We start from the raw sequence: 24,029 nt of genomic DNA, 5'->3' as shown, positions 1-24,029 counted from the left end.
CACATCCACCGGGCTATAACAAGGGTGACAATAACCGGCAGACCTGCTCTTTTATGCGGATCTTCAGGTTCCTTCCCGTGTAATAATCCCGGGTGATCTGACGGCAGACTTCCAGATCCCTGTGAAATATTTCCACCATTTCCCACGCCTTTTTTTCATCATATACCACCGCATTTACCTCAAAATTCAACGCAAAGCTGCGGATGTCCATGTTCGCTGTTCCGTAACACAGTACTCTGTCATCCACGATCATGCCCTTGCTGTGTAGAAAACCGTTGTTATAGGTATAACAGTTGGCCCCGGCCATGACCATATCGCCAAGATAAGAATAGGTGGCCCAATAGACAAACGGGTGATCTGGCATACATGGGATCATAATGTTCACTTCGATCCCGGACTTCACCGCGATCATCAGGGCATTCAGGATCGCCTCATCCGGGATAAAATACGGAGTCTGGATATAAATGCTTTTCTGTGCCTTGTTGATCAGACGCAGGTAATTATCATGGATCTGCTGAGTCGTCTTATCCGGACCACTGCTGATAATCTGCAGATCACAGAAATCCCTCGTACCGGCTTCGATCCCCCGGAACAGTTCCGGGCGCAAAAACAGGTTCTCTCCTGCCGCATAATTCCAGTCTAAAATAAATCGCACCTGGAGCCCCAGTACCGCACTGCCGCAAATCCGCAGATGGGTATCTCTCCAGTGTCCAAACTTTTCATCCAGATCAATATATTCCTTCCCGACATTAAATCCGCCCACGTAAGCCACTTTATTGTCAACGACCACAATTTTCCTGTGGTTGCGGTAATTGATACGAAGCTGAAGCCTCCGCAGGATCGCCGGGAAAAATTCCGCGGTCTGCACACCCTTTTCATTCAGCCATTTCCAGTAGCTGTGCCGCACGGAACGACAGCCCATGGCATCGAACAGAACCCGGACCTCCACACCCTGTGCCGCCTTCTCGATCAGAATATCCTTGATCTGATTGAATAATACGTCGTTTTTAATAATGTAGTATTGGATATGGATAAAATGCTCCGCATTCCGCAGATCTTCCATCAGCGCCCGGAATTTCTCATTGCCGTCGATGAAGATATCCACATCGTTGTCCTTCGTCAGCATGGCTTCTCCGGCCTCCAGATTATACATGACCAGATCCTCATACCCCCGGATATTCTCATCCAGCTCCTGGACATCCCGGGATCTCAGCCGGTACTCCTGCTGTCTTATATCTTTGCTGATGTGATCCTCCACCTCTTTGATCCGGAACATTTTCCGCTTGTGCATATCCTGCCCCAGTAACAGATAGAACACGAATCCCAGTACCGGTATAAAATACAACAAAAGCAGCCATGCCCACACACTCTTTGGATCCCGTCTCTGAAAAAACACGATCACGATGGCAAACAGCATATTAAAAAATACCAGATGGCTGCAGAAAAAATCTATTCCTGTCTTTACGATCTCAAATGCTTCACTCATAATACTGCCCCTTCAGATGAAAAACATCCCTTTTCCTCAATATATCATAATGCAAACCTTCTTTCCAGCAAAAGAGACTGACAAATGCCGAAAAAATCAACATTCTCAGTCTCTTCTTATCTTTTGTATTCAAGCCGGCGGTCTCCGGCCGTGATATTTTATCCCTCTGTGATGAGTGTTCTCTTTCTATCCTGATCGCAGAATTCAATCCCATAGGAACAATCCTGCAGATTTGCCTTCAGCTGTGCAGTACAGCCCTGATGTTCCCATACAAAGCAGATCTGGGATCCTTCACTGCTTACTTTGATCCGGCTTTCTTCCGAGAACGCCGGGCAGGAATTCCGGAATCGCAGCAACTCCAGTTGCTGCTTTACAATCGGCTTACTCAAACCACTGCATATCTGTGCTGTCGTCAGATTTGTCCGATTGATCTCCTTATGTCCTCCGGGACCTGCCTTTTTCACCGCTTCGTAGTCGTTCTTTCCGGCGAACAGATCCAGATACCAGATCTGCGGTTTGCCCGGCATAAATATCTGCAAGGCTCTCGCAAGGAGCATCTTTCTCTCATCTTCGCCCAATGCACTGAAGTAGGTTGCATTCACCTGATAGTAAATGTTTTTCTGACCGTGAAGATCCTTCACATATCCCCCACGGGAGACAATAATGTCGATCAGTTTCTGAATCCGGTCCTCCGCCAGAATTCCTTTGAGATCCAACAGTGGAATCCCATCGTGACAGCCAAGCATATTCACGGTTCTGATATTTTTATCGATCAGCTCCTGTGCCCATCCGGCCAGATGTTCTCCGTTCCCCGATTCCAGGGCATCTATAATGAGTCCCGGCAGAAAGAAGTCATAGGTGACATATCCCTGCTCTGCTATCTTCTCATATATTTTTTCACTATAGCTTTCATGGATCTCCGGCAGAAGTTCCATACCGTACGGTTCCGCAATCTGTTTTATTTTGTTAAGCAGTTCCCAGGTGTCCGGCTGATTCAAAAAATTCCGTTCTCCCGGTTTCTTCGGTGCATAGGCAAATGCATCCAGTCTCACAATTTTGGCACCATACCCTGCCAGTGTCTTTAATACTTCACGGTAGTACTCCCACACCTTTGGCGACTGGATATTCAGATCCATCTGACCAAGATAATACCGGTGCTGCTCCATGTAATTCCAGATCGTTGTAATCTGTTCTTTTGTCAGCCTTCCTGCTTTTCGCTCCAGAACGATTTCCTGCAAAATATCCGCCGGCTTTTTCCCTTCCGGACAGCCCATGGACAGTTCCTGTGCAATGATCTCTGCCTGCATGTATTGCAGATCGGCAGCTTTCATAAGTTCCTGAGCACTGACTTTGGGATAGTTCACTTCCTGATAAAAAGTATTCCAGTAAGGGATCTCTCTCCCATCCGGGAAACGCACCATAAGAATGGGGAGTCCCGGTTTCCGGAAAAACATCTTTTTCAGATACTTTTCTTCTGGAAGGATATATCCCTGCTCCGTCATTTCTCCGCAGTCCTTCCAGAATTCATTCCAATTAATGAAGAAATCCTTGTACTCCGATTCTTCCCCTTTTGCAATGATATCCTGGAATTGCTTCGACAACACCGAAGCATGATTCAGAATAAAATCCAGCTTCAATTCAATCCCAAGCTTTTTTATTGCTTCCAATGTCTCGCCGGAAGCATACATCTTGTTCAGAGAATAATCAATCACAGAAAAGCCTCTGTCCAGATCCGCATGGTACAGACTGGGCAGAATATAGCAGGAAGAAAATGCTCCCTCTGCCTCTTCCGTTTTCAAAAAATCTACAACATCATCCAGGGTTCCGCCCAGACTATCCGGGTAGAGATTCAACATCGGTCCTATGTTCATAACATCTTTCCTTTTTATTTCTGAAGCTTCGGAACAAATTGCGCATATTCCTTCCGGTCTAACACCGTTCCGTCCCGGGTAACAATAAGTTTTGCTTTCTCAGACTGCTTTTTCAGCATTTTCTGCTCAATATCCAGTACCATCATCGTAAATGGGTTGTCTATCCATTGATCACGGTTTCTTTCCAGACGGCTCTGCAATGTCTCCTGGGGGGTACTGTCAAGGTAGATAGGGATATCCACACCGCTGTAGTATTCACTGTTGCTGTGTGTCCACTCCACCAACAGCACTTTTATTCCGGTGAAATCCTTCTCTTCATACCACAGTTCTGTCTCTTCGCGTCCCATATGTCTGACCCATAGCTTTTCTCCGCCGGCTTTAAACGCATGAACCAATCTGTTTACTTCCTCAAAATTAATTTCCTTTTCCGTGCCAAGATAATTTTCCAGAGCCCTTCTGCCGTTTCTGAGATAAGACTCATACCATGAATATTTTCCGACATGTTTTTCATCCGCATCATTTCCGGCTTTTTGAAATTCCTGAATGATTGTACATCGTTCTTCTGTATAAGTCTGCTCTTTCAGCATTCCCACAATTGCATTTTCTCTGAAAATCTGTAACCGCTCCGCATCATTGTACTTTGGAATTCTATGCGGATAAGCATCTCCTGACAGAATGTAATTTTCTATCCCTTTTTCCTTCAGGAAGCAGGAAAGTAACAATGCCGTCACTGTTTTTCCGGATCCGGAGCCTCCGCTTACTGCAACGACTACTTTTTCGGAACGTGTCTGCTTCGCACAGTTTTCAATCATGGGGAGCAGCTTTTGCATCAGTTTTTCTGCCAACGTAGTATCATATATTTTCAGTAGCTCCTTTGATGACGGTTCTGCTTCACTTTCCATTATGGTTCCTTTTTCTATCATATCTGTTCCTTTATCGTCATTATTTTACTTTGTGGACTCCCGGTCGATCAGTTCTACCGGAAATACAACCTGGGATGGAACCTTTTCACTCTTTACTTTTTTCACAATCGCTTCTATGGCATATTCACACATTTCCTGCACCGGCTGATGAATGGTCGTAATGGAAGGATACGTCAGTGTGGAAATCCAGGTATCATCGAATCCCACAATAGAGATATCCTCCGGAACACGTTTTCCCATTTTTTTGCATGCACGGATAATATTTGCAGCCATTACATCACTTGTTGCAAAAATTCCGTCCAGATCCGAATTTTTTTTCAATAATTCCAAAATATTGTTGCCGAATTCTTCTGATAAGGGAGCCAACCTGTCTGTATAAACCACACGTCCACTGATTTTTTTATCCTCGCAGCACTTCATAAATGCCTTTTCTCTGCTATATGCAGGGATATTTTCCTTGGTAGGCGGGTTAAAAATTGCGATATTTCTGCATCCGGCATCAAACAGCCGGTTAGCCGCCAGAATACCACCCTGATAGTTATCGCAAAGAACTGCCGGAATGTTTTCCGCAATTTCTCTCTCAAAAGAGATCAGTGGACAGTTAGAATCCAGATGTTCCATCGTCTCTCCGATATGGCTGCACACAACAATTCCAAGAACTCTGTGTGAATAGAGCAGATCAATATACTGTAATTCTTTTTCCCTGCTGTTCTCGGAAATACAGACCATTATCTTGTAGTTGTGTTTTGTCACATAATGCTCCAGCCAGTGAAGGACCTTGCTAAAGTAAGGATGCTCTACAGATGGGAGAATCACCCCGATATAATCACTCTTCTGCCGGGATAAATTTCTCGCCATTTCGTTTGGCATATAGTTCAGCTTTTCCATGGCAGAATATACTTTTTCTCTCGTCTCTTCACTGATGTATCCACGATTATTCAATACTCTGGATACTGTTGTGGAGGTCACTCCTGCTTCTGCAGCTACATCTTTGATTGTTGGCATATTCCCTTCCCCTTATCTTACTTTTTTGCATCAGACAGTAACGGAAAGTCCGTCGTAAGTCAAAAGGAACCCCTCATGACCTACCAGTCTTTCATATTCCTGCGGAATCATACCGCACATATGAGAATAATGATTCAGATAATATTCCGTATTCGGTGTCACTGCATGCATTCTGCGGAGTTTCTCCCGCAGCTCTACATTTTCCCGAATTCCCATATGCGTGTCACCATCCAGTATACCTCTGCAGGTATCCATACTGACGACGTCAAATTTTATGTTCTGTTGTTCTATAAAATCCAGTGTTTCCTCCGGAAAGACCCCTGTATCATTTGCATACAACAGGGTCGATCTTCCATCCTCGATCACAAAGATCAAAGCTTCCTCGTCCAGCTTGTGATATGCCTTTAAAGGTGTAAACTTTAAATGACCTATACGGAATGGTTCAAACTTTTGAATCCGGTGAAATCTCATCCTTGTCAGATCTACATGTGGATCCTTAGCTATTATCTCCATAATACCATCCCGAACCGCATCATTGCCATAAATTTCCATTACTTTTTTATCTTTTTTTTGAATCACGGATGCCATTTCCCGCAGTCGGAAGCATATTTCTGTGGTATTCAGGTGATCGGAATGGGAATGGGTAAATACTAGGTGATTCACCTCCGATAAATCCACATGGCTGTTAATGCATTGTGAAAAGATATCCGGGGACAGGTCGATCATCACCTCATCCACCAGAGTACAGCTACGTGTCTTTACATTTTTTCCTAACAACATTCTTACCTTACGACATGCTTCACACTGGCAGAAAATACTGGGGAATCCTTCTGCTCCGCCTGTTCCGAGATATCTGATTTCCACTTTATCACCCCTTAATTCCGCTGGATGTCACAGATGCCACAAACTGCTTCTGGAATACCAGGAATAATATCATCGTAGGAATAACCATTAATGTAGAGAACGCAAAGACCTGTCCCCAATCAGTATAGGTGTCGGAAAACAATGATTTTAAAGCCAGCGGCAGTGTTCTGTAAGTACCGTCTCTGGTAACCAGTGTGGGCCACAGCAGATCGCTCCAGGAACGGATGAATGCCATGATCGCAACAGTGGTAATGATCGGCTTAGACAAAGGCATCATGATTTTGGTAAATATTTTCCAGTAGCTGGCTCCATCAATAATTGCAGCCTCCTGCAATTCCTTCGGCATTCCCTTAAAATGATTATAGTATAGATACATGTACATGGGATATGCGACACTGGGAATGGCCAGTCCTATATATGTATTTAACATTCCCAGTGAATTCACTGTCATAAAACGGTTAATGATAATGGACTCTGTAGGAATAATGCTCAATGCCACAATGGTGGATATAATGATTGCCTTTCCACGGAAATTAAGCATTCCCAGTGCATATCCGATCATTGCATTGATTGTGGTTGCCAGCAGGACAAAGATGATCGTTACTACAACGGAATTCTTGAAGAACTTGAAGAAATCCGCTTTCACAATAACATTGATATAGTTATCCAGTGACAGGTCTCCGTAAGGAATGAATGCTCTGATATTTGACATATCCGATTCGATCTGCGCATATGGTTTCAAAGAAGATACGAACAAAAATACGATCGGTCCGATGAAAATAGCTGCTATGAGCAAATATCCAAGATACATGCACAATTTCATAATGATTTTTTTCCTTTTTGACATTGCAGTTCTCATTCCCTAGTCCTCCTTTGCAAACTTATTCTGCAGAATTGAAATAACCATTACCAGCATAAAGAATGTAACTGCGATTGCGGAAGAGTATCCTACCTGTCCATTTACGAATCCGGCTTTGTACAACTGGAATACTACGGTCGTCGTTGCATTGGACGGTCCGCCGTTTGTCAGTACATACACCTGAGTGAATACTTTCAGGGAATTGATAATCACAGATACCAAAACGTATACCAGTGTGTTCTTCAATCCGGGTACCGTAATATAAATAAATTTCTCAAAGGTGGTACATCCATCAATTTCGGCAGCCTCATATAGTTCTTCGGAAATGTACTGCAGACCACTTAAAATGATCAACATCTGCATACCAAGATTCTGCCAGATATACATAATTGCCAGACACGGAAGTGCCAGATGCTGATCCTGAAGCCACTTCTGAGGTGCAATATGCAGCAGACCCAGAAACGAATTTAATAATCCGCTGGATTTGGAGGAAAAAATGAATGCCCAGATAACTGCCACTACAGTCATCGTTACAACCTGCGGACTGAAATAGATCAGTCGGAACACCTGTACGCCTTTGATCTTCTGGTTTACAAAAACCGCAAGCACGGTTCCGATCACCAATACCGAAGGCACTACGATCAGTGCATACAAAAATGTATTTTTAAAAGAAAGTACTGTCACTTTGCTTGTGAAAATCTCAATATAATTCTTCAACCCTACAAAAGCTGTTTCCATTCCCACTTTGGGAATCAGTTGTTTATTGGTAAATGAATACACAACAGACATTGCAAACGGTAAAATGATAAATACCAGTGCCAGCACCACTGCCGGTGTGCAGAACAGGAATGCGGCTTTTGACTCGCCACGTTGTAATCCGCTTTTTTTCTTAGAACTGTTTGCCATAAGTACTCCTTTTTTTATGAATAAGGCTGCCCTCACAGACAGCCTTATCCGATACTTCTTATTTCAGATTATTGAAAGTTCCATCCGTTCTCTGTAATAATTTCATCAATATTCGCAGCGGCATCGTGCAACTCTGTTGCAGGATCTGCGCCGGCATAGATATTACCGATAACGCTGGCCATTGCATCATAAATGGTCATATGTGCAGGGGTGTACGGACGCAGGAAGGAAATACCACTCTCCAGCTGCTGTCTGTACAGATACAGGGTACCTCCCTCACAATAGTCGGGGATTGCATCCATAACACTGGATCTTGCGGGAACCGCACCGTTGACATCTACTACCATCTTGATGTAATCGGGGTTGGTTGCTTCCTGCAGCATTGCCCATACAGCATCATCCTTTCCGGATTCCTGTGCTCCTGTGGTCATGATCATAACAGTAGAACCGGAGCAGGTGTAAACCCCGTGTCCCATATCAGGCAGGGGAACCAGGATCAGATCATCGCCAAGTGCAGCCTTATAATCCTGATACTTGGAATGTCCATACAGAGCCAGGGCATTCTCACCCTTCTGGAAAGAATCTTCATAATCACAGGTTGCATCTGCATATCCATCTGTGAACAGCTTTGCCAGGAAATCGAAAGAAGCAATTGTATTATCGCCGTCCAGAGTTCCTGTGCAAAGTCCGGTCTCACGATTCATGTAGTCTCCGCCAAAGCTTGCTACAAACGGCATCCAGGTGTAATACTCGGTGGAAGGTTTGTTCTGTCTTACATAGATGGGCCATTCTACACCGCTGTCTTTTAATTTCTTCAGCGCATCTTCAAACTCTGCTTTATCCCATGCATCCTTGTAATCGGCAGGAATTCTGACACCGGCATTCTCCAGCATGGATTTGTTAGCCCAGAAAGCCAGACCACTATCGAACTGTGCAACGGAAATGATGTGATCATTATAAGTGCACTCAGATACTACGCTGGGAAGATAATCATCCATCAGTTCATCGGTTACATAATCGTCCAGATTTGCTACCAGACCCGCTTCATAATATTTGGGGATCAGCAGATAGTCGGCAACTACAGCATCCGGCATGTCACCTGCAATAGAAGAAGTCTGCATCTTATTGTCCAATTCATCCTTGGAATAATACTCATCTGTAATGGTAATATTCAGATCACCTTCGATCTTGTCGAACATTTCACGGTATATATCATCTTCTGCGCCGGAGCTGATCCAGACTTTCACTTCTTTCCCTTCATAACCGCCCTGTGCATCTGTTGCAGCGGCTGCTGTTCCATCCGCAGTATTTGCCGTTGTTTCACTCTTGGACTCTGTAGCTGTGGCACCTGTCTCTGAGCTTCCACAAGCTGCTAATGATACGACCATCATTGCACTCAACAATCCTGCTAAAATTTTCTTTTTCATGTATTGTTCTCCTCTCTGAATCTATACATTTTGTAGATATGTAATTGTATGTCAACCGGTTACATATTTTGTAATTAAGAATATATACTAATTTTTATCGTGTGTCAACCGGTTACATATATAAATTTTCAACAAACTTGGATTTGATTTTTTGTATAGTTTCACTTTGTACTCCAATTTGACGCAGATATTCCGGAACTCCACCCCATTCCTGGTCAATCCAGTTCAGAATCCATTTCATGTTGTAGATATTGGAACCGGAAATATCGGTCGTAAATTTTGTAATATAGGTGCTGCTACATTGGTAATCCACCAGAATATCTTCCCTCTCCACTCCCACGGATGATAAGATCAGCATTGCCAGAATGCCGGTGCGGTCTTTGCCGGCTGCGCAATGGAACAATACCGCTCCCTCGGAATCAGCGACTACCTCTAGAGCTTTCTTGATCTCTTTTCCTCCGTTGCGGAGCATCAGGCGATACATGCGATGCAGCGTTTTGGTCTCCACCACACTACTGTTTACAATATCCAACTGTTCCAGCTTTGTGGTACCCATAAGCGAACAGTTGATATAGTCCATATCCTGTCCCAGTCTGTCCGGCAGTTCTTTTGTTTCACTGGGAAATCTTAAGTCAATGACCGTCCTGACGCCAAGATGCTCAATCTTCGCAATATCTTCTTCCGTCGCCTTATTTAAGGCTGTACTCCGGAAAATCACACCATATCTGGTTACACCACCGTCACACGCATAGCCTCCCAGATCTCTGAAATTTGCCACCTGATCCAGACGATATCTCCTACAATTCATCTCTTTCCATCCCTTTTTATCTCTGTTATTGTTATTTTATTCCTTATTCCAACGGTTCTCTTGAGGTCTTTGCATCCCCGAAAAAGAACATAAAATCCTGAATTTCTGTTCTCATCATTTTATCAGTACTTATAAATTCCTTTGCCTTTTCAAACTGTGGTTTCCTGTCGTAGGGAATTTGTTTCAATCGGATCTCGCCGTCTGTAATCGTCGCATAATGTGCCGTCTTATCCGGGTCATCGGGTCTTCGATACGAGGCACTTCCCGGGTTCAGCCATTCCATTCCATCACCCAGAATATGAATACATTGTCTGTGTGTATGCCCGAAAATCAGTCTTCTGTTCCCTGTATTATCTGTTCCGTAATGCTCCGCCCAATATTTATCAAACGCGTACCTGCTTTCTATCGTCCCATAGCCACTATCATACTGATGGGCAATTCCGTATTTCCATCCGTCTGCCTCAAAATATGCAGTTTCCGGTAACTGCTTCAGCCACCTAATACCCTGGTCGTTTAGTTGTTCACAATTATAGTGAACCCACTTGTATTTTCCATCTTCTACATTTTTCCATTCCTTACTTTCATAAGTATTTATAACGTGAAGATCATGGTTGCCATACACAAGATGCGTGTTTTTCAGATTGCGGAACCGTTCTATCACTTCCGCCGGATAGATTCCATAGTCTGTATAATCCCCGGCACAGCACAGAATATCGTAATCAGCCTCTTTTTCCAAAATGGTGTTCAATGCGGCTATGTTCGCATGTACATCTGATACTACCAGTACTTTCATTTTCCGCACCTCCTTCTTTTTTCACATTATATAATTTTACCGCTCGTATGTCAACCGGTTGACATACGTGTTTCATAATTTTTTATAATACAAAAAGACTGCCACATGGTGACAGTCTTCCTTACAAGAACCGGAAACAAGATAGAAATCATAAATGTATGGTTGCGTATTTCATCACATCTATGTTACAATGTTTTTTAGGAATTTGTTCCGATTAACTGAAGGAGGGACTGTAAAATGAGTCCGGTGGCAATCACATTATTAGTTATTGTAATAGTACTTGCGATTATCATTGCAGTATTATATTTCTTAGGTAAGAAAGCACAGAAGAAACAGGCAGAACAGCAGGAACTGCTGGATGCCAACAAACAGACCGTATCCATGCTGATCATCGATAAGAAACGCATGAAGCTAAAAGATGCCGGTCTTCCACAGATGGTCATTGACCAGACCCCGAAGATGATGCGCGGTTCCAAACTCCCCATCATCAAGGCAAAGGTTGGTCCTCAGATCGTATCCCTGATCTGTGACGAGAAGATCTTCGACAGCGTTCCTGTGAAAAAGGAAGTAAAAGCCGTTGTCAGCGGTATCTATGTACTGGATGTCAAGGGACTGCACGGCAAGACCGAAGCTGCTCCCGAGAAGAAAAAAGGCTTCTTCAAGCGTCTTGTAGCTACGGCACAGGAAAAGGCCGGAGCAAAGCCTGTAAAGTAAATAACGATTCAGACCCCATTGTGTGTCGTCTGACGCACATAAAAATAGCAGATGTTCGTTGAATGCTTGCATTCATAAGAGCATCTGCTATTTTTTATGTTTATCTTTCTTCTATTTTTCCCGAATATGGATCTTCAGGCAGCTTTCGCTCAGGGGTTCTCCCTCATGATCCAGCGTGTATTCCACCGTCACGTGAATCTGATCCTCCTGTTCCTCTACCAGTACCCTGCCGGTTTCGATCCCCAGCATCAGTTGCCCGTAGGGTGTGTTGTAGGGGATCATATGTCTCTTATTTTCCTCGAAGATCATATGCATCTCAGCCGTCCCCTGTCTGGTCAGTTCCAACAGATGATCCCGGAATTTGATCCGGCTCCTGCAGGGAGCTTGGTCTTCATCCATTTTCTCCTCATAGAGCAGATAATGACTGTCGTTTCTCTTAAAATATTGTGCCGGCTGCACGGTCTCCACCGCTTCGCTTTCCTGCTCCTGTCCGGAAGCATGCAGACCGGACAGTACAAGTTCTACCTCTCGATTCATTTTCTCTTCATCCTCTAATACTCATCGATCTTAATGGTCTTGGCCGACAGGATTCCGTATTTAATAATGGAATTGGCAAAGTGCTTGAACTTCTCCGCCCCATCGCTGACATAGAACTGGTACTTGTTCTCTCCCAGATGCGGCTCCTCATCATTGAGAATATGATAATGCTGTAACAGTCCCTTCAGTTCTCTGGCTGTCTCGTATGCCGGATTCACCAGCGTCACCTGATCTCCCATGACACGTCCCACCGTGGAACGGATCAGCGGATAATGGGTACACCCCAGAATCAGGGTATCGATGTCAATATCAATCAACTCTGACAGATAACGCTTTGCGATCTCATCAGTCACGGGATCTTCCCACAGGCCTTCTTCCACTAAAGGTACGAACAGCGGGCAGGCCTTGCCGTAGATCGTAACATCTTTATTCAGTTCCTGTATGTATTTGTTGTACATCTGGCTGCCAATGGTAGCTTCGGTGGCAATCACGCCGATGCGGCCGTTGCGTGTCACCTCCGCCGCGGTTCTGGCTCCCGGCTTGATTACACCGATGATCGGAACATCGATCTCTTTTTCCAGTTCATCCAGTGCATAGGCACTCGCCGTATTACAGGCCACCACAATAGTCTTCACCTGAAAAGTCTCCAGAAACCGCACGATCTGCTTTGAAAAGCGGGTCACCGTCTCCTTGGACTTACTGCCGTAGGGCATTCTTGCCGTATCTCCGAAATATATGATCTTCTCATTGGGAATCTGCCGCATGATCTCCCGGGCAACGGTCAGTCCGCCGATACCGGAATCGAATACCCCGATGGGGGCATCCTTTTTCAGCGCAGTAACATTCTCCTGATACATGGGATTTCTCCTTTTATTTTTTTAACATCGTAAGCAGTCTGCTCTTGAACCGGATCTGCTCCGGATCCGCCTCCAGAATCTTCCAATAGATCTGGCTGTCGGAATTCCATTCTACCACTTCCGGACCGGTCTGTACAGTCTCTGCCTCCGTGGCTTCCGTCTCCTCGTATACGATCTCATAGGTGGACGGCAGCATCGTAAGCTCCGGGTAGATCACGCCCCACCAGCCGTAACAGGCCAGTGCCACAGTCAGTATCCGGACTCCCTGCACCAGCCGGTGTAATATTTTCTTTTCTGCAATCATCCTGCGATATTTTTCATAAGAAACATATAATCTATCCATCAGCATTCCTCTTTCCATAAATTACCGTTTCGGTTCTATGGAAATCATTACCGCTTTCCGGACAGATTATACTTTTGAAATCTATTTATTTTTCTCCCGTTCCAGACGGATCTGGCGGATGATCGCCTTTTTCTGATTATCTATATGCACCTTGGCCATATTGGATGCCGTTTCCTTATCCTTTTTCACGATGCTCTCATAGATGACCTTGTGTTCCTCCACCAGGCGCTCATGCTGGCTGAAATCCTTGATATACTCAAAACGATAACGGTACATCTGCTCGGACAGGTTGTTGACCAGCTGGATCAGGCGCTGGTTCCCCGTGGCCTGTACAATGATGTCATGCAATGCCACATCCGCCTGTGCGATCTGTTTAATGTCATCGGTCTTCACAGCCGCTTCAAAGGTATCGCAGGCCTTTTTCAGATCCTGTAATTCCTCCGGAGTGATCCGGTCACACGCCAGCTCCACGCAGAGCGCATCCATGGCCCTGCGGACCTCCAGGACATCGTTCATGCTCTTCTCCGTGATCTGAGCCACTTCTGCTCCTCTTCTGGGGATCATGGTCACCAGTCCCTCCAGTTCCAGCTTACGGATGGCTTCCCGGATCGGCGTACGACTGACTCCCAGCTTGTTGGCAAGATGGATTTCCATCAGTCGTTCTCCCGGCTTCAGTTCCCCCGTCAGAATGGCCTGACGCAAAGTATTGAACACCACATCTCTGAGTGGCAGAAATTCATCCATTGTCACCTGTAAATTATCCTGCATACCTCTACTCTGGCATTACTCACAAAATTCCGTCAGGAAAATCTGCTTTGCCAGCTGTTCCTCCTCTAATTTATCATATGCCCTGCGGGCCATGTCCTTCTCTACAAAAATACCGAATACCGTGGGACCGCTTCCGCTCATCAGACTGTTGATGGCTCCCAGTTCCTTCATACGGTCCTTGATCGTCTGGATTATAGGATATGCACTGACGGTTACCGTCTCCAGCACATTTTCCATCCGGTCCAGGATTCCCTGTAAGCTTTCCTCAGCGATGGCTTCCACCATACCGTCAATATCAGGATGTTTCACGATCTCCTGAGCATCCAGATGTTCATACACGTATTTGGTGGAAACATTGATATCGGGCTTTGCCACCAGTACATAGCAGTCCGGTGCCGGAGCAAGCGGTGTCAGTTTCTCGCCGATTCCCTCAGCCAGCGCCGTTCCGCCCATGACGCAATAGGGAACATCCGCACCGATCTTCACCCCCAGTTCCATCAGGTCCTTCAGTGTGCACCCAAGATCAAACAGACGGTTCATTCCTTTTAAGGTAGCTGCTGCATCCGTACTGCCGCCGGCCATGCCCGCTGCTATGGGAATATGCTTCTCCAGATGGATCTTCACGCCTCCACTGATAGGATAAGTCTCCATCATCAGTTTTGCCGCTTTGTAGATCAGATTATTCTCATCCGTAGGCAGTTCACCGGAATCTGTGGTTATCACGATCCCACCGTCTGTTCTCTCAAAGTCCAGCACATCATAGATTCCTACAGTCTGCATGACCATCTTCACTTCATGGTAACCATTCTCCAGTCTTCTGACCACATCCAGCCCCAGATTGATCTTGGCATACGCTTTTATCCGATATTCGTTCATTTTTGTCTCCAATACGTTAGGGCGCTATTCCAAAACTACATGCCTCTGAATAGCGTGTATACAATAATTGTACTTAATTTTATACAATCCTGCGTATTTTGTCAATGGAGTGCGGTTCTTTCCATGGATTTTTCCACTGTTTTTCTCTAAATCCTCTAAAGTATCCTCTGTCCGGGGACGATATAACAGGTGAAACCAAAAACCCTCAGAAGGTTAAAACATGTATAGTCAAGGATGACAACAGGTACGGACAGCAGAACCGTACCGGAAAAGAGGAAACTATGAGCGTAAACGGAGTTACATCAACCCAGGCCGCTGCAGCCTACAGCTATCACAGCACAAGTGCAGCAAAAGAGAAAACTTCCGCAAAGGAAGCAAAAACTACAACTACCGCGGAAGATACCGGTGTCATCTATGAGCACAGCACCGCTGCCAAGACTTCTTCCACGAAGAAAACCTATACACCGGATACCAATCTGGTCAACAAATTAAAGGCAGATGCGGAAAACCGTGCCAGTCAGCTTCGTTCTCTGGTAGAACAGATGATGGGCAAGCAGGCTAACACCTACGGCAATGCCAATGACATCTGGTCCTTTTTACGTTCCGGTAATTTCACCGTAGATCCTGCTACCAAGGCACAGGCGCAGGCAGATATCGCCGAGGACGGTTACTGGGGTGTGAACCAGACTTCCGACCGTATCATTCAGTTTGCCAATGCTCTGACCGGCGGTGACCCGGACAAGATCGAGTCCATGCGCGAGGCATTCAAGAAGGGCTACGCACAGGCTGAGAAGACCTGGGGCGGTTCTCTTCCCGAGATCTCCCAGAAGACTTATGATGCTGTTATGGAGAAATTCGACAAGCTGGCAGCAGATGCCGGACTGACCACAGAAGAATAATGTCGTATTCTCGACAGACTTTCCTATAGAAAAACCATGTTGTACCGATGCCACAGAACGCATCCATGTACAACATGGTTTTTCTTTTCCGAACTGTATCAGGCCAGACCTTTTACCAGCAGCACCTTCTGCCCCGGGCGTAATTCATCGCTTTCCAGCGCGTTTAATTCTCTTACAGTCTTCACCGGCATATGATATTTCCTGCCGATGCTCCACAGGTCATCCCCCGGTGCCGCAATATAGATCACCGCACTGGGCAGCCCGGCCAGCACATTACTGTCGATTTCCCGCTCTTCCACCCCTTCGATGGCTTCTAACGGAATATTCTTCATCACGGTCGTGGAAAAGGAAAGAACAGCCTTTACATCCAGTTCCTCTCCCTCCAGCAGATTCACCTGCAGCTGCTCCAGTTCACTGTGTACCTCTGCCTGATCCGTTCCCGTCACTCCCTGCACATTCAGGGTATATTCATACGGAATCTGCTCTCTGGTACTCACATAAGGAGTCTCATCATTTTCCGTAATGCACAACACCGTAAGATCAATGCTGCCCTGCAGGCGGATTCCTTCCTCTGTGGTCTCCTGATGATCGATCGTCACGATTCCCTCACTGTGCAACACCTGCAGTACCGGTGAGCCGATATCGGTCTTTCTGTGATCCGTCACTTTTGTCTTGCCTGTGATTCTGGCCAGCAACTGACGCAGGCTGGCATCTCTGGTGTCCGGGATCACTTCTTTTGTCACGCCGTAAATATCTCTTAAAATATCGATCTGCTCTTCCTCATAGAGACGGATATTCAGTTCCAGAGCACATTCCAGCCCCAGGATTCTCTCTTCCCCGTCCAGATCCGGCTGGATCGTCAGCTCTGGCTGTCCGTGTTCCTGTCTTACCAGTGAATACCGGATATCCGGCAGCAGTTCCTCCCGACATCCCTGACATTCCAGAGTGCCATTCAGCGGAATTGTCGTCTCATAGGAACGAATAGACCGCTCCTCCCCCTCTGCCTCATAGAGAACGAAGACCTGAATATCTCCCTGCACTGCCAGTTTCTCTTCCTGTGGCTTGAATTCCACATCCCGCAGTGACACATTACTCCAGAGGATCTGGTAAATATTCGGATAGCTGGAGGGCAGCGGAATCTCCTCTTTTTTGCGAAAAATATCGTTCTTGCAGATGGAAAGCTCCGTCACCTCCATGGGCGAGATCCGGTATTCCACACCTTCTCCGGCGCTGCCTCCCTGGATTCCCACGGGCAGTTCTTCATCGTAAATCTCTTCGATCCGGGCCGTGAGAAGCAGCAATGCCTGCAGATTCAGCTTCCGGGAATTGATCATATTTACCGTGAAATCTTCTACGGTTCCATTCACCGCTACAGTATCTGACGGCAACGTTCCCTCCATATGAATTTTTTCTTCAAAGGGCAGTGCACCGCTTAAAAGCACCAGATTGCTCCCTGTCTCCTGCGTATGATACAGAATGGCATAACCCAGTTTTCCCCGTACCGTCACCTCATCCGTACCGGGCCGGATCTCCTCGATGACAACTTCTCCCTTTTCCAGGTTCAGGGTACTGATGTCCGGTTTATCCTCTGGAAGATTCAGATCCTCCTCCATGGTAAACTGTATGACAGTGGATCGTTTTACCCGGTCCATATGTATATTTCTCTTGATCAGCTCCACAATAAAAGACCTCCATATATACAGATATATCTATATATATGAAGGTCTCTGTGTACTTATACCGTATTCTGTTCTCTGTATCTTACTGCACTGCACCGATCAGATCGGTCAGATTCTCCACATGGTAGGTACGCATGTAATCCTCGATGCCCTCCACTACTTTCACGGTAGTATAGGGATCCACAAAATTCATGGCTCCGACGCTGACAGCGCTGGCACCTGCCAGGATAAATTCGATGGCATCCTCCGCCGTGGCAATACCTCCCATACCGATAATGGGGATCTGTACCGCCTGTGCCACCTGATAGACCATACGGACAGCGATGGGTTTGATGGCAGGGCCGCTCATGCCGCCGGTCTTGTTGGCAATGGCGAATTTTCTGCGGTGAATGTCGATCTTCATACCGGTGATGGTATTGATCAGGGACAGGGCATCTGCGCCTGCTGCCTCCGCTGCCTTTGCCATCTCCGTAATGTCCGTTACGTTAGGGCTCAGCTTCATGATAATGGGCTGTTTTGCATGATTTTTCAGTTCGGAAGTAATATTGTACAGAGCATCTGCTTTCTGTCCGAACGCAATGGCTCCTTCCTTGACATTGGGACAGGATACATTGATCTCCAGCATGCTGACTGCCGGTTCGTCTCCCAGTCGTTCTACCACATCCACGTAATCCTCTACGGTCTTACCGCAGACGTTCACAATGATCTTCGTATCATATTTTTTCAGGAAAGGAATATCTCTCTCCATGAATACGTCAATGCCGGGGTTCTGCAAACCGATGGCATTGAGCATACCGCCGTATACTTCTGCCACACGAGGGGTCGGGTTGCCGGGCCAGGGCACATTGGCTACACCCTTGGTCACCACCGCACCCAGGCGGTTCAGATCTACGAATTCTTCATATTCCATGCCGGAGCCAAAGGTTCCGGATGCTGTCATTACGGGGTTTTTGAAAGTTACTCCTGCAATCGTTGTCTGTGTATTCATCAGATCTCTACCTCCTCAGCATCAAATACGGGGCCATCGGTGCAGATTCTCGCATTATGCACATGAGAATGATGATCCACTTCTTTGGTCTTTACCACGCAGCCCAGGCAGGCACCCACGCCACAGGCCATATGCTCTTCCAGAGAGATATAGGCCTTGATTTCTTTTTCTTCCGCATATTTTTTGATCGCACGGAGCATGGGCATCGGTCCGCACGCGAAGATCACATCTGCCTGCAATGCATTTTCTTCGATGGCATTCATGACATTGCCCTTCGTGCCGACACTGCCATCCTCGGTGGCAATATATACGGTTCCGTTCTCTTCCAGATCCTCTTTTAAGAACAGCTGGTTATCACGGTAGCCCACGATGATCTGCTTTTCTGCGGAAGCCGGAAGCTCTCTTGCCAGCTCCAGCATGGGAGGGATACCGATACCTCCGCCCATAAGGAATACTTTTTTGCCTTCCGCTGCCTCTGTGGGGAAGCCGTTGCCTAAGGTTCCCAGAATCTCCACACTGTCTCCTTCTGTATAAGAAGAAAATTCCGCGGTGCCCTGTCCGGCAATCCGGTACACAATGCGCAGGGCATCCTTTTTGTCGCTTACCTGACAGATGCTGATAGGACGGGGCAGCAAGGTGCTCCGGTCCTTGGGGTATACGCCGATGAACTGACCGGCTTTTGCCTGTTCAGCCAGATCTGTAGCGATCCACATGTCAAAAATTCTGGGTGCGATCTCCTTCTGGGAAAGCACGGTTGCTGTGATTTTCTTTTTCATGTTATTGTCCTTTTCTCTTCTATTTATAACGCTATAGCGCTCTTATAAGTGCTCTCTACCATGGGCTCTACGCTTCGTATACGATTCTGCCTCCGCAGATGGTCTTCCTCACTTCACCCTTCAGATTCCATCCGGTAAACGGTGTATTCGTGGCCTTGGACGCATATTTCTCCGGAGTGAACTCCGCTGCGGTATCGATCAGAATCACATCCGCCGGGCCGTCCTCGGCCAGATATCCGGCATCCAGATGGTACATAGCCGCCGGATTGGTACTCATCAGACGCAACAGCTGCTTCATGGTCAGATATCCTCTGTCCACCAGTTCCGTAATGCCCAGCGCCAGAGACGTCTCCAACCCGGTAATGCCGCTGGGTGCCTCTGTGATCGGCTTTGCTTTTTCCTCCGCAGTATGGGGTGCATGATCCGTAGCGATCATATCGATGGTGCCGTCCACCAGTCCCCGGATCACCGCCTGACGGTCCGCTTCCTCCCGCAGGGGCGGATTCATTTTCGCCAGTGTACCGTACTTGATCACGGCATCCTCAGTCAGGGTAAAATGATGAGGAGTGGCTTCCGCGTGGATATTGGAGCAGCGCTTTTTGGCCTGACGCACCAGCTCCACCGCTTCCTTGCTGCTGATATGCTGAATGTCGATGCAGGCTCCGGTCTCTTCTGCCAGCTTCAGGTCCCGCTCCACCAGCGCGATCTCCGCCTCTCTGGCAGAACCGCCGATACCGTAATACTCGCTGGCCTTTCCCCGGTTCACACCGTTGTTCTCGATATATTTCGGATCTTCTTCATGGAAGCTGATGGGCATGTCCAGCTCTGCGGAGATCTCCATGGCATGGCGCACCAGTTCCGCATCCAGCAGGGGCACTCCGTCATCCGTGAATCCCACGGCACCTGCCACTGCCAGCTTCTTCATATCCGTCAGCTGTTTTCCCTGCATCCCCATGGTCACATTGGCGCAGGTGGTCACATGAATGCCTGTCTTCGCTCCCTTATCCAGGATATAATGCAGCGTCTCCTCACTGTCCACCGCAGGCTTCGTGTTCGCCATCAGTACCACTGTGGTCACGCCGCCTTTTGCTGCTGCTGCTGCACCGGTGTTGATATCTTCCTTTGCCGTAAAGCCGGGATCCCGGAAATGCACATGCACATCCACCAGCCCGGGAGCCACCAATAACCCTTCCGCATTGATCCGGGTCACTTTGCCCCTCGGTTCTATCTTTTCCGCAATCTTTACAATCTTGTCACCGTCGATCAGGATATCATAATTGCCCTCTCTGCCCGACTTGGGATCGATCATGTAGCCATCATGTATCAGTATCATATTGTCTCCATTCCCGGGCTTTTACCACCCGCCTTCGTGACCTGTTTCTCGGAAAAGTTTATCATGTTTTCATAGAAAAGAAAAGAGTGTTATAATAGAAAAAAGGAGGTCTGACGACATGAAAACAAGAGAGGAAGCGCTGAACTACGGATTGTCTTTTCCAAATACTTATATGGAAATGCCCTTCCACGATCCCAACTGGCAGCTGGTACGTGTGAAGGGCAGTAAAAAAGCTTTTCTATGGACTTATGAAAAGGATGGCTGTCTGCATCTGAATGTGAAGACCGATCCTGCCTGGCGGGACTTCTGGCGCAGTACCTTTTCTTCCGTCATTCCCGCATATCATCAGAATAAAGATCACTGGAACACCATTATTTTAGATGGTTCGATCCCCGATGAGGACATCCGGCGCATGATCGCAGAAAGCTATGATCTCGTCACCGACAGTCCTACGAAGCGGATCTATGAAGCCGTCAAAAAGATTCCGAAAGGCTGCGTCGCCACCTACGGTCAGGTTGCCGCCATGGCCGGAGAACCGAAGATGGCCCGGGCCGTGGGCAATGCCCTGCACAAGAACCCGGATCCCGACCATATCCCCTGCTACCGCGTGGTCAATTCCAAAGGGGAACTCTCCGGTGCCTTTGCCTTCGGCGGTTCCAACGAACAGGCCAACCGCCTCCGGGCCGACGGCATCGAGGTCACCGGCAATAAAGTAGACCTGCAGAAATTCGGTATATCGCTGTGAAACTTTTTTCATCGCAGCCTTTCGTCCATGATACCGGAAGCCGGCAAATTTCATCGGTTCTGGCCGATTTTTTACCATGTCAGCAAGGCCATACTGCGGTGTGAAAAACCAATCTTCTGTCCCTGAATGCTTCCATCGAGACGACCCGTGCCTGAGAACATAGCCGCGGATTCGCCGTCGTAGCGGAAGAGATCTCCTCCCAGACCACTTTTGTCCAGGAGATGACCGGTGCTTTACGGGACGATGTAAAAGCACTGTAATATTTTTCGTTGCAGTTTTTTTACTTTTTCTTCTCAATCTGGGAACGGATATCATCCTCCAGAATATGTTCCACATCTTTTGCTTCTTTGCGGATGTTTTGCAGATTTTCACGAATCTCCCGTTCCTCCTGTACGATCTCGGGATGTTCCTTCTTTTCTTCTTTAATGAACATACACAGGAAGCTGATCAGTAATATGATGCAGGAGATCCAGATGGTCCTCGCCCCTATGTAGCCGATCATATGTCCGCCCAGCGCCGCACCAACGGCAAACAGGAAAATGATTCCAAAATAATTGCCGGATTTCCGTAAGATTTTTTTGTCCTTCGTCTTCCCATAGGCACACAGGGATTCCATGCCGCTGCGCAGATTACCGATACACATGGTACTGGCAAAAGCATAACCGTTCACCTTGCGGAAAGCCTGTACCTGCATGGCGCAGGCGAAAGATACCATGGCATTGGCCAGCAGATCCATCTCATTCGGGAAAAATCCCACGGCAAACAGCAACAGAATCTCTATAGCAAGCACCAGCTGCCGCCAGTGGATCCTCTGAGCCTTCTGATATCGCATATGGATGCACTCCGCTGCCGCTACTCCCAACGCGAAGAACAAAAGCGGGGAAAAATACCGAAGCGCCACGGACCAGTTCCGGTCTACCAGATTCTGGGCCAGCAACACGATATTACCGGTCTGGGCATTGGCGAATACCTTGCCACGGTACATATAAGTATAAGCATCCTGTAATCCGCCGGAAATTGACAAAATTCCAGCAATCAGAAACGACTCTGACATTTGTCCGTGTAATTTACGTTGCATAGTAATTCTCATTCCTTTCAGTAACCTGCAGATTCTGTCTCCGATACATACAATTACCTTCCTACAGGCATCTCCTGATTACAGTACAGGCAACGATATCTTCCGGAAGGTGACAGTTCAAATATGTGGTCACAATTCGTCTCTATACTGGTAATACAACGGGGATTTTTACATTTTATCACATTAACCAGTCTTTGTGGAGGAACCGGATGATACTTTTTTGCAACTTTTCCGTCCCGGATCACGATCAGTGTGATCTGACTGTCCAGATATCCCAGAATATCCAACCGCTCCGGCAACGTCTCGCCCTCAATCTTGATCAGATCCTTGCAGCCGTATTTCTGGCTTTTCACCGATTGCAGCAATGCTACAGACTGCGTCTTGGATTCCAATTCCAGCAATCTGTAGATGTCCATTCCCTTTCCCGCGGGAATATGATCGATCACAACACCATTCTGAATGGATTCTACGTTTAACATAAAAACACCTTCTTTCCCGTCACAGGATCCGTAAGGTCTAACAGACTTAAGATCAATGCCATACGGATAAATTTACCATTCAATACCTGCTGAAAATACGCTGCTCTCGGATCTGCATCCACTTCCGGTGCGATCTCGTCCACTCTTGGGAGCGGATGAAGAACCGGCATGTCCGCTTTCGCCAGATTCAGTTTCTCCTGATCCAAAATGTAGATATCTTTTAACCGGATATAATCTTCCTCATTGAAAAAACGTTCCTTCTGAACTCTGGTCATGTAAAGCACATCCAGCTCTGGCAGCGTCTCCTCCAGGCTGGATACCTCATGGTAGGGGGCTTTGGCCGGTTTCAGAGTATCCTCGATCAGATATTCCGGAACCTTCAGTTCCTCCGGAGAAATGAAATAAAATTCATTGCCCGGATAGCGCACCAGACTATTCACCAGAGAGTGTACGGTTCTGCCGAATTTCAAGTCACCGCAAAAGCCAATCTTCAGATGATCCAAGTGTCCTTTGCGCTGTCTTATGGTCAGCAGATCGATCATGGTCTGGGTCGGGTGGTTATGTCCTCCGTCCCCGGCATTGATCACCGGAATCCGGGAATACATGGAAGCTCGGAGCGGTGCTCCCTCTTTCGGATGCCGCATGGCAATGATATCTGCATAGCAGCTGACCACCCGTGCGGTATCTGCCACCGTCTCACCTTTCGTGGCACTGCACTGTTCCGCACCGGCAAATCCCAATGTTCTGCCGCCAAGGTTCAGCATAGCCGTCTCAAAAGATAATCTGGTACGTGTGCTGGGCTCGTAAAATAAGGTTGCCAGTATTTTTCCATCTGCACAATGAGCATATGCAGCGGAATCGGCAGCAATCCGGTCTGCCAGGTCTAAGATTTCCTGCGTCTCCGCTACCGACAGGTCCAGTGAATCAATCAAATGTCGCATATCCTTTTCTCCTCTGTTTACTTTTTTTCAACCGCGTATTATACTATATCCACACGGATACTAAAAATATATAG

The 24,029-nt window shown here is 46.9% G+C and carries 25 protein-coding genes; 3 read left to right on the top strand and 22 right to left on the bottom strand.

What is annotated here, in order from left to right:
- Positions 1-13: 13 nt before the first annotated feature.
- The 10 genes from cls to OCV96_RS05340 all read right to left on the bottom strand — a co-directional run bounded on the left by cls (position 14) and on the right by OCV96_RS05340 (position 10,942).
- Entirely contained in the window at positions 14-1,486 is a 1,473-nt protein-coding gene (gene cls / locus OCV96_RS05385; protein WP_262593727.1) for a cardiolipin synthase, read from the bottom strand.
- 158 nt (positions 1,487-1,644) lie between these two features.
- Positions 1,645-3,357 (bottom strand): alpha-amylase family protein, encoded by a 1,713-nt coding sequence (locus OCV96_RS05380; RefSeq protein WP_227732687.1) that lies wholly within the window; start codon positions 3,355-3,357, stop codon positions 1,645-1,647.
- A gap of 14 nt (positions 3,358-3,371) precedes the next feature.
- Positions 3,372-4,259 (bottom strand): ATP-binding protein, encoded by an 888-nt coding sequence (locus OCV96_RS05375; protein ID WP_262593725.1) that lies wholly within the window; start codon positions 4,257-4,259, stop codon positions 3,372-3,374.
- Between the two features lie 45 nt (positions 4,260-4,304).
- The gene (locus OCV96_RS05370; protein ID WP_118505356.1) at positions 4,305-5,285 is read right to left on the bottom strand and encodes a LacI family DNA-binding transcriptional regulator; all 981 of its coding nucleotides are present in this window, start codon (positions 5,283-5,285) and stop codon (positions 4,305-4,307) included.
- Positions 5,286-5,315: 30 nt separating this feature from the next.
- Positions 5,316-6,149: an MBL fold metallo-hydrolase gene (locus OCV96_RS05365; protein ID WP_227732678.1), complete on the bottom strand. Its 834-nt coding sequence runs from the start codon at positions 6,147-6,149 to the stop codon at positions 5,316-5,318.
- Between the two features lie 4 nt (positions 6,150-6,153).
- Positions 6,154-7,008, bottom strand: coding sequence for a carbohydrate ABC transporter permease (locus OCV96_RS05360; RefSeq protein ID WP_117466431.1), 855 nt, complete (start codon positions 7,006-7,008; stop codon positions 6,154-6,156).
- Between the two features lie 3 nt (positions 7,009-7,011).
- Complete coding sequence (locus tag OCV96_RS05355; protein WP_022312692.1) at positions 7,012-7,914, bottom strand: carbohydrate ABC transporter permease; 903 nt, start codon at positions 7,912-7,914, stop codon at positions 7,012-7,014.
- A gap of 68 nt (positions 7,915-7,982) precedes the next feature.
- Positions 7,983-9,341 (bottom strand): sugar ABC transporter substrate-binding protein, encoded by a 1,359-nt coding sequence (locus OCV96_RS05350; RefSeq protein ID WP_262593724.1) that lies wholly within the window; start codon positions 9,339-9,341, stop codon positions 7,983-7,985.
- A 112-nt stretch (positions 9,342-9,453) separates the two neighbouring features.
- Positions 9,454-10,149: a tyrosine-protein phosphatase gene (locus tag OCV96_RS05345; RefSeq protein ID WP_262593723.1), complete on the bottom strand. Its 696-nt coding sequence runs from the start codon at positions 10,147-10,149 to the stop codon at positions 9,454-9,456.
- Positions 10,150-10,192: 43 nt separating this feature from the next.
- Complete coding sequence (locus OCV96_RS05340) at positions 10,193-10,942, bottom strand: metallophosphoesterase family protein (RefSeq protein WP_022312695.1); 750 nt, start codon at positions 10,940-10,942, stop codon at positions 10,193-10,195.
- A 237-nt stretch (positions 10,943-11,179) separates the two neighbouring features.
- On the opposite strand from OCV96_RS05340, the gene OCV96_RS05335 reads away from it, so the two are divergent.
- Positions 11,180-11,656 (top strand): hypothetical protein, encoded by a 477-nt coding sequence (locus OCV96_RS05335; protein ID WP_117466435.1) that lies wholly within the window; start codon positions 11,180-11,182, stop codon positions 11,654-11,656.
- A gap of 111 nt (positions 11,657-11,767) precedes the next feature.
- On the opposite strand, the gene OCV96_RS05330 is transcribed toward OCV96_RS05335, so the two are convergent.
- The 5 genes from OCV96_RS05330 to ispE all read right to left on the bottom strand — a co-directional run bounded on the left by OCV96_RS05330 (position 11,768) and on the right by ispE (position 15,037).
- The gene (locus tag OCV96_RS05330; RefSeq protein WP_022312697.1) at positions 11,768-12,193 is read right to left on the bottom strand and encodes a YwiB family protein; all 426 of its coding nucleotides are present in this window, start codon (positions 12,191-12,193) and stop codon (positions 11,768-11,770) included.
- Positions 12,194-12,207: 14 nt separating this feature from the next.
- Entirely contained in the window at positions 12,208-13,050 is an 843-nt protein-coding gene (murI, locus tag OCV96_RS05325; RefSeq protein ID WP_022312698.1) for a glutamate racemase, read from the bottom strand.
- A gap of 13 nt (positions 13,051-13,063) precedes the next feature.
- Positions 13,064-13,393 carry a hypothetical protein gene (locus OCV96_RS05320; RefSeq protein WP_022312699.1) on the bottom strand — a complete coding sequence of 110 codons (330 nt, stop codon included), beginning with the start codon at positions 13,391-13,393 and terminating at the stop codon, positions 13,064-13,066.
- 81 nt (positions 13,394-13,474) lie between these two features.
- Positions 13,475-14,161 carry a GntR family transcriptional regulator gene (locus OCV96_RS05315; protein ID WP_022312700.1) on the bottom strand — a complete coding sequence of 229 codons (687 nt, stop codon included), beginning with the start codon at positions 14,159-14,161 and terminating at the stop codon, positions 13,475-13,477.
- Between the two features lie 15 nt (positions 14,162-14,176).
- Entirely contained in the window at positions 14,177-15,037 is an 861-nt protein-coding gene (gene ispE, locus OCV96_RS05310) for a 4-(cytidine 5'-diphospho)-2-C-methyl-D-erythritol kinase (protein ID WP_117466438.1), read from the bottom strand.
- A gap of 281 nt (positions 15,038-15,318) precedes the next feature.
- Between ispE and OCV96_RS05305 the strand changes: the two genes are divergently transcribed.
- On the top strand, positions 15,319-15,936 hold the full coding sequence (locus OCV96_RS05305) for a hypothetical protein (protein WP_262593721.1): 618 nt from the start codon (positions 15,319-15,321) through the stop codon (positions 15,934-15,936).
- A gap of 98 nt (positions 15,937-16,034) precedes the next feature.
- Here the strand turns inward: OCV96_RS05305 and OCV96_RS05300 are convergent, their stop codons facing one another.
- The 4 genes from OCV96_RS05300 to OCV96_RS05285 form a co-directional block, all read right to left on the bottom strand.
- Positions 16,035-17,615, bottom strand: a complete 1,581-nt coding sequence (locus OCV96_RS05300) for a DUF3794 and LysM peptidoglycan-binding domain-containing protein (protein ID WP_262593720.1) — start codon at positions 17,613-17,615, stop codon at positions 16,035-16,037.
- A gap of 82 nt (positions 17,616-17,697) precedes the next feature.
- Entirely contained in the window at positions 17,698-18,603 is a 906-nt protein-coding gene (locus OCV96_RS05295; protein ID WP_022312704.1) for a dihydroorotate dehydrogenase, read from the bottom strand.
- The gene (locus OCV96_RS05290; protein WP_227732659.1) at positions 18,603-19,379 is read right to left on the bottom strand and encodes a dihydroorotate dehydrogenase electron transfer subunit; all 777 of its coding nucleotides are present in this window, start codon (positions 19,377-19,379) and stop codon (positions 18,603-18,605) included. The genes OCV96_RS05295 and OCV96_RS05290 overlap by 1 nt, the downstream gene beginning before the upstream one ends.
- A gap of 67 nt (positions 19,380-19,446) precedes the next feature.
- Positions 19,447-20,712: a dihydroorotase gene (locus OCV96_RS05285; RefSeq protein ID WP_022312706.1), complete on the bottom strand. Its 1,266-nt coding sequence runs from the start codon at positions 20,710-20,712 to the stop codon at positions 19,447-19,449.
- 118 nt (positions 20,713-20,830) lie between these two features.
- On the opposite strand from OCV96_RS05285, the gene OCV96_RS05280 reads away from it, so the two are divergent.
- Entirely contained in the window at positions 20,831-21,457 is a 627-nt protein-coding gene (locus OCV96_RS05280) for a methylated-DNA--[protein]-cysteine S-methyltransferase (protein ID WP_262593719.1), read from the top strand.
- Positions 21,458-21,737: 280 nt separating this feature from the next.
- Here the strand turns inward: OCV96_RS05280 and OCV96_RS05275 are convergent, their stop codons facing one another.
- Genes OCV96_RS05275 through pyrB form a run of 3 tightly spaced genes read right to left on the bottom strand, consistent with a single transcriptional unit; the run spans position 21,738 to position 23,955 of the window.
- Positions 21,738-22,535, bottom strand: coding sequence for a YoaK family protein (locus tag OCV96_RS05275; protein WP_117569103.1), 798 nt, complete (start codon positions 22,533-22,535; stop codon positions 21,738-21,740).
- A 53-nt stretch (positions 22,536-22,588) separates the two neighbouring features.
- Positions 22,589-23,014, bottom strand: coding sequence for an aspartate carbamoyltransferase regulatory subunit (locus OCV96_RS05270; protein WP_022312708.1), 426 nt, complete (start codon positions 23,012-23,014; stop codon positions 22,589-22,591).
- Positions 23,008-23,955, bottom strand: coding sequence for an aspartate carbamoyltransferase (gene pyrB, locus OCV96_RS05265; protein WP_117466442.1), 948 nt, complete (start codon positions 23,953-23,955; stop codon positions 23,008-23,010). The genes OCV96_RS05270 and pyrB overlap by 7 nt, the downstream gene beginning before the upstream one ends.
- Between the last annotated feature and the right edge of the window lie 74 nt (positions 23,956-24,029).

The organism is Waltera acetigignens (assembly GCF_025567015.1).
Taxonomy (GTDB): domain Bacteria; phylum Bacillota; class Clostridia; order Lachnospirales; family Lachnospiraceae; genus Acetatifactor; species Acetatifactor acetigignens.
Note: the sequence above shows the minus strand (reverse complement) of the source record. Positions and strands in the feature narration are given on the sequence as shown.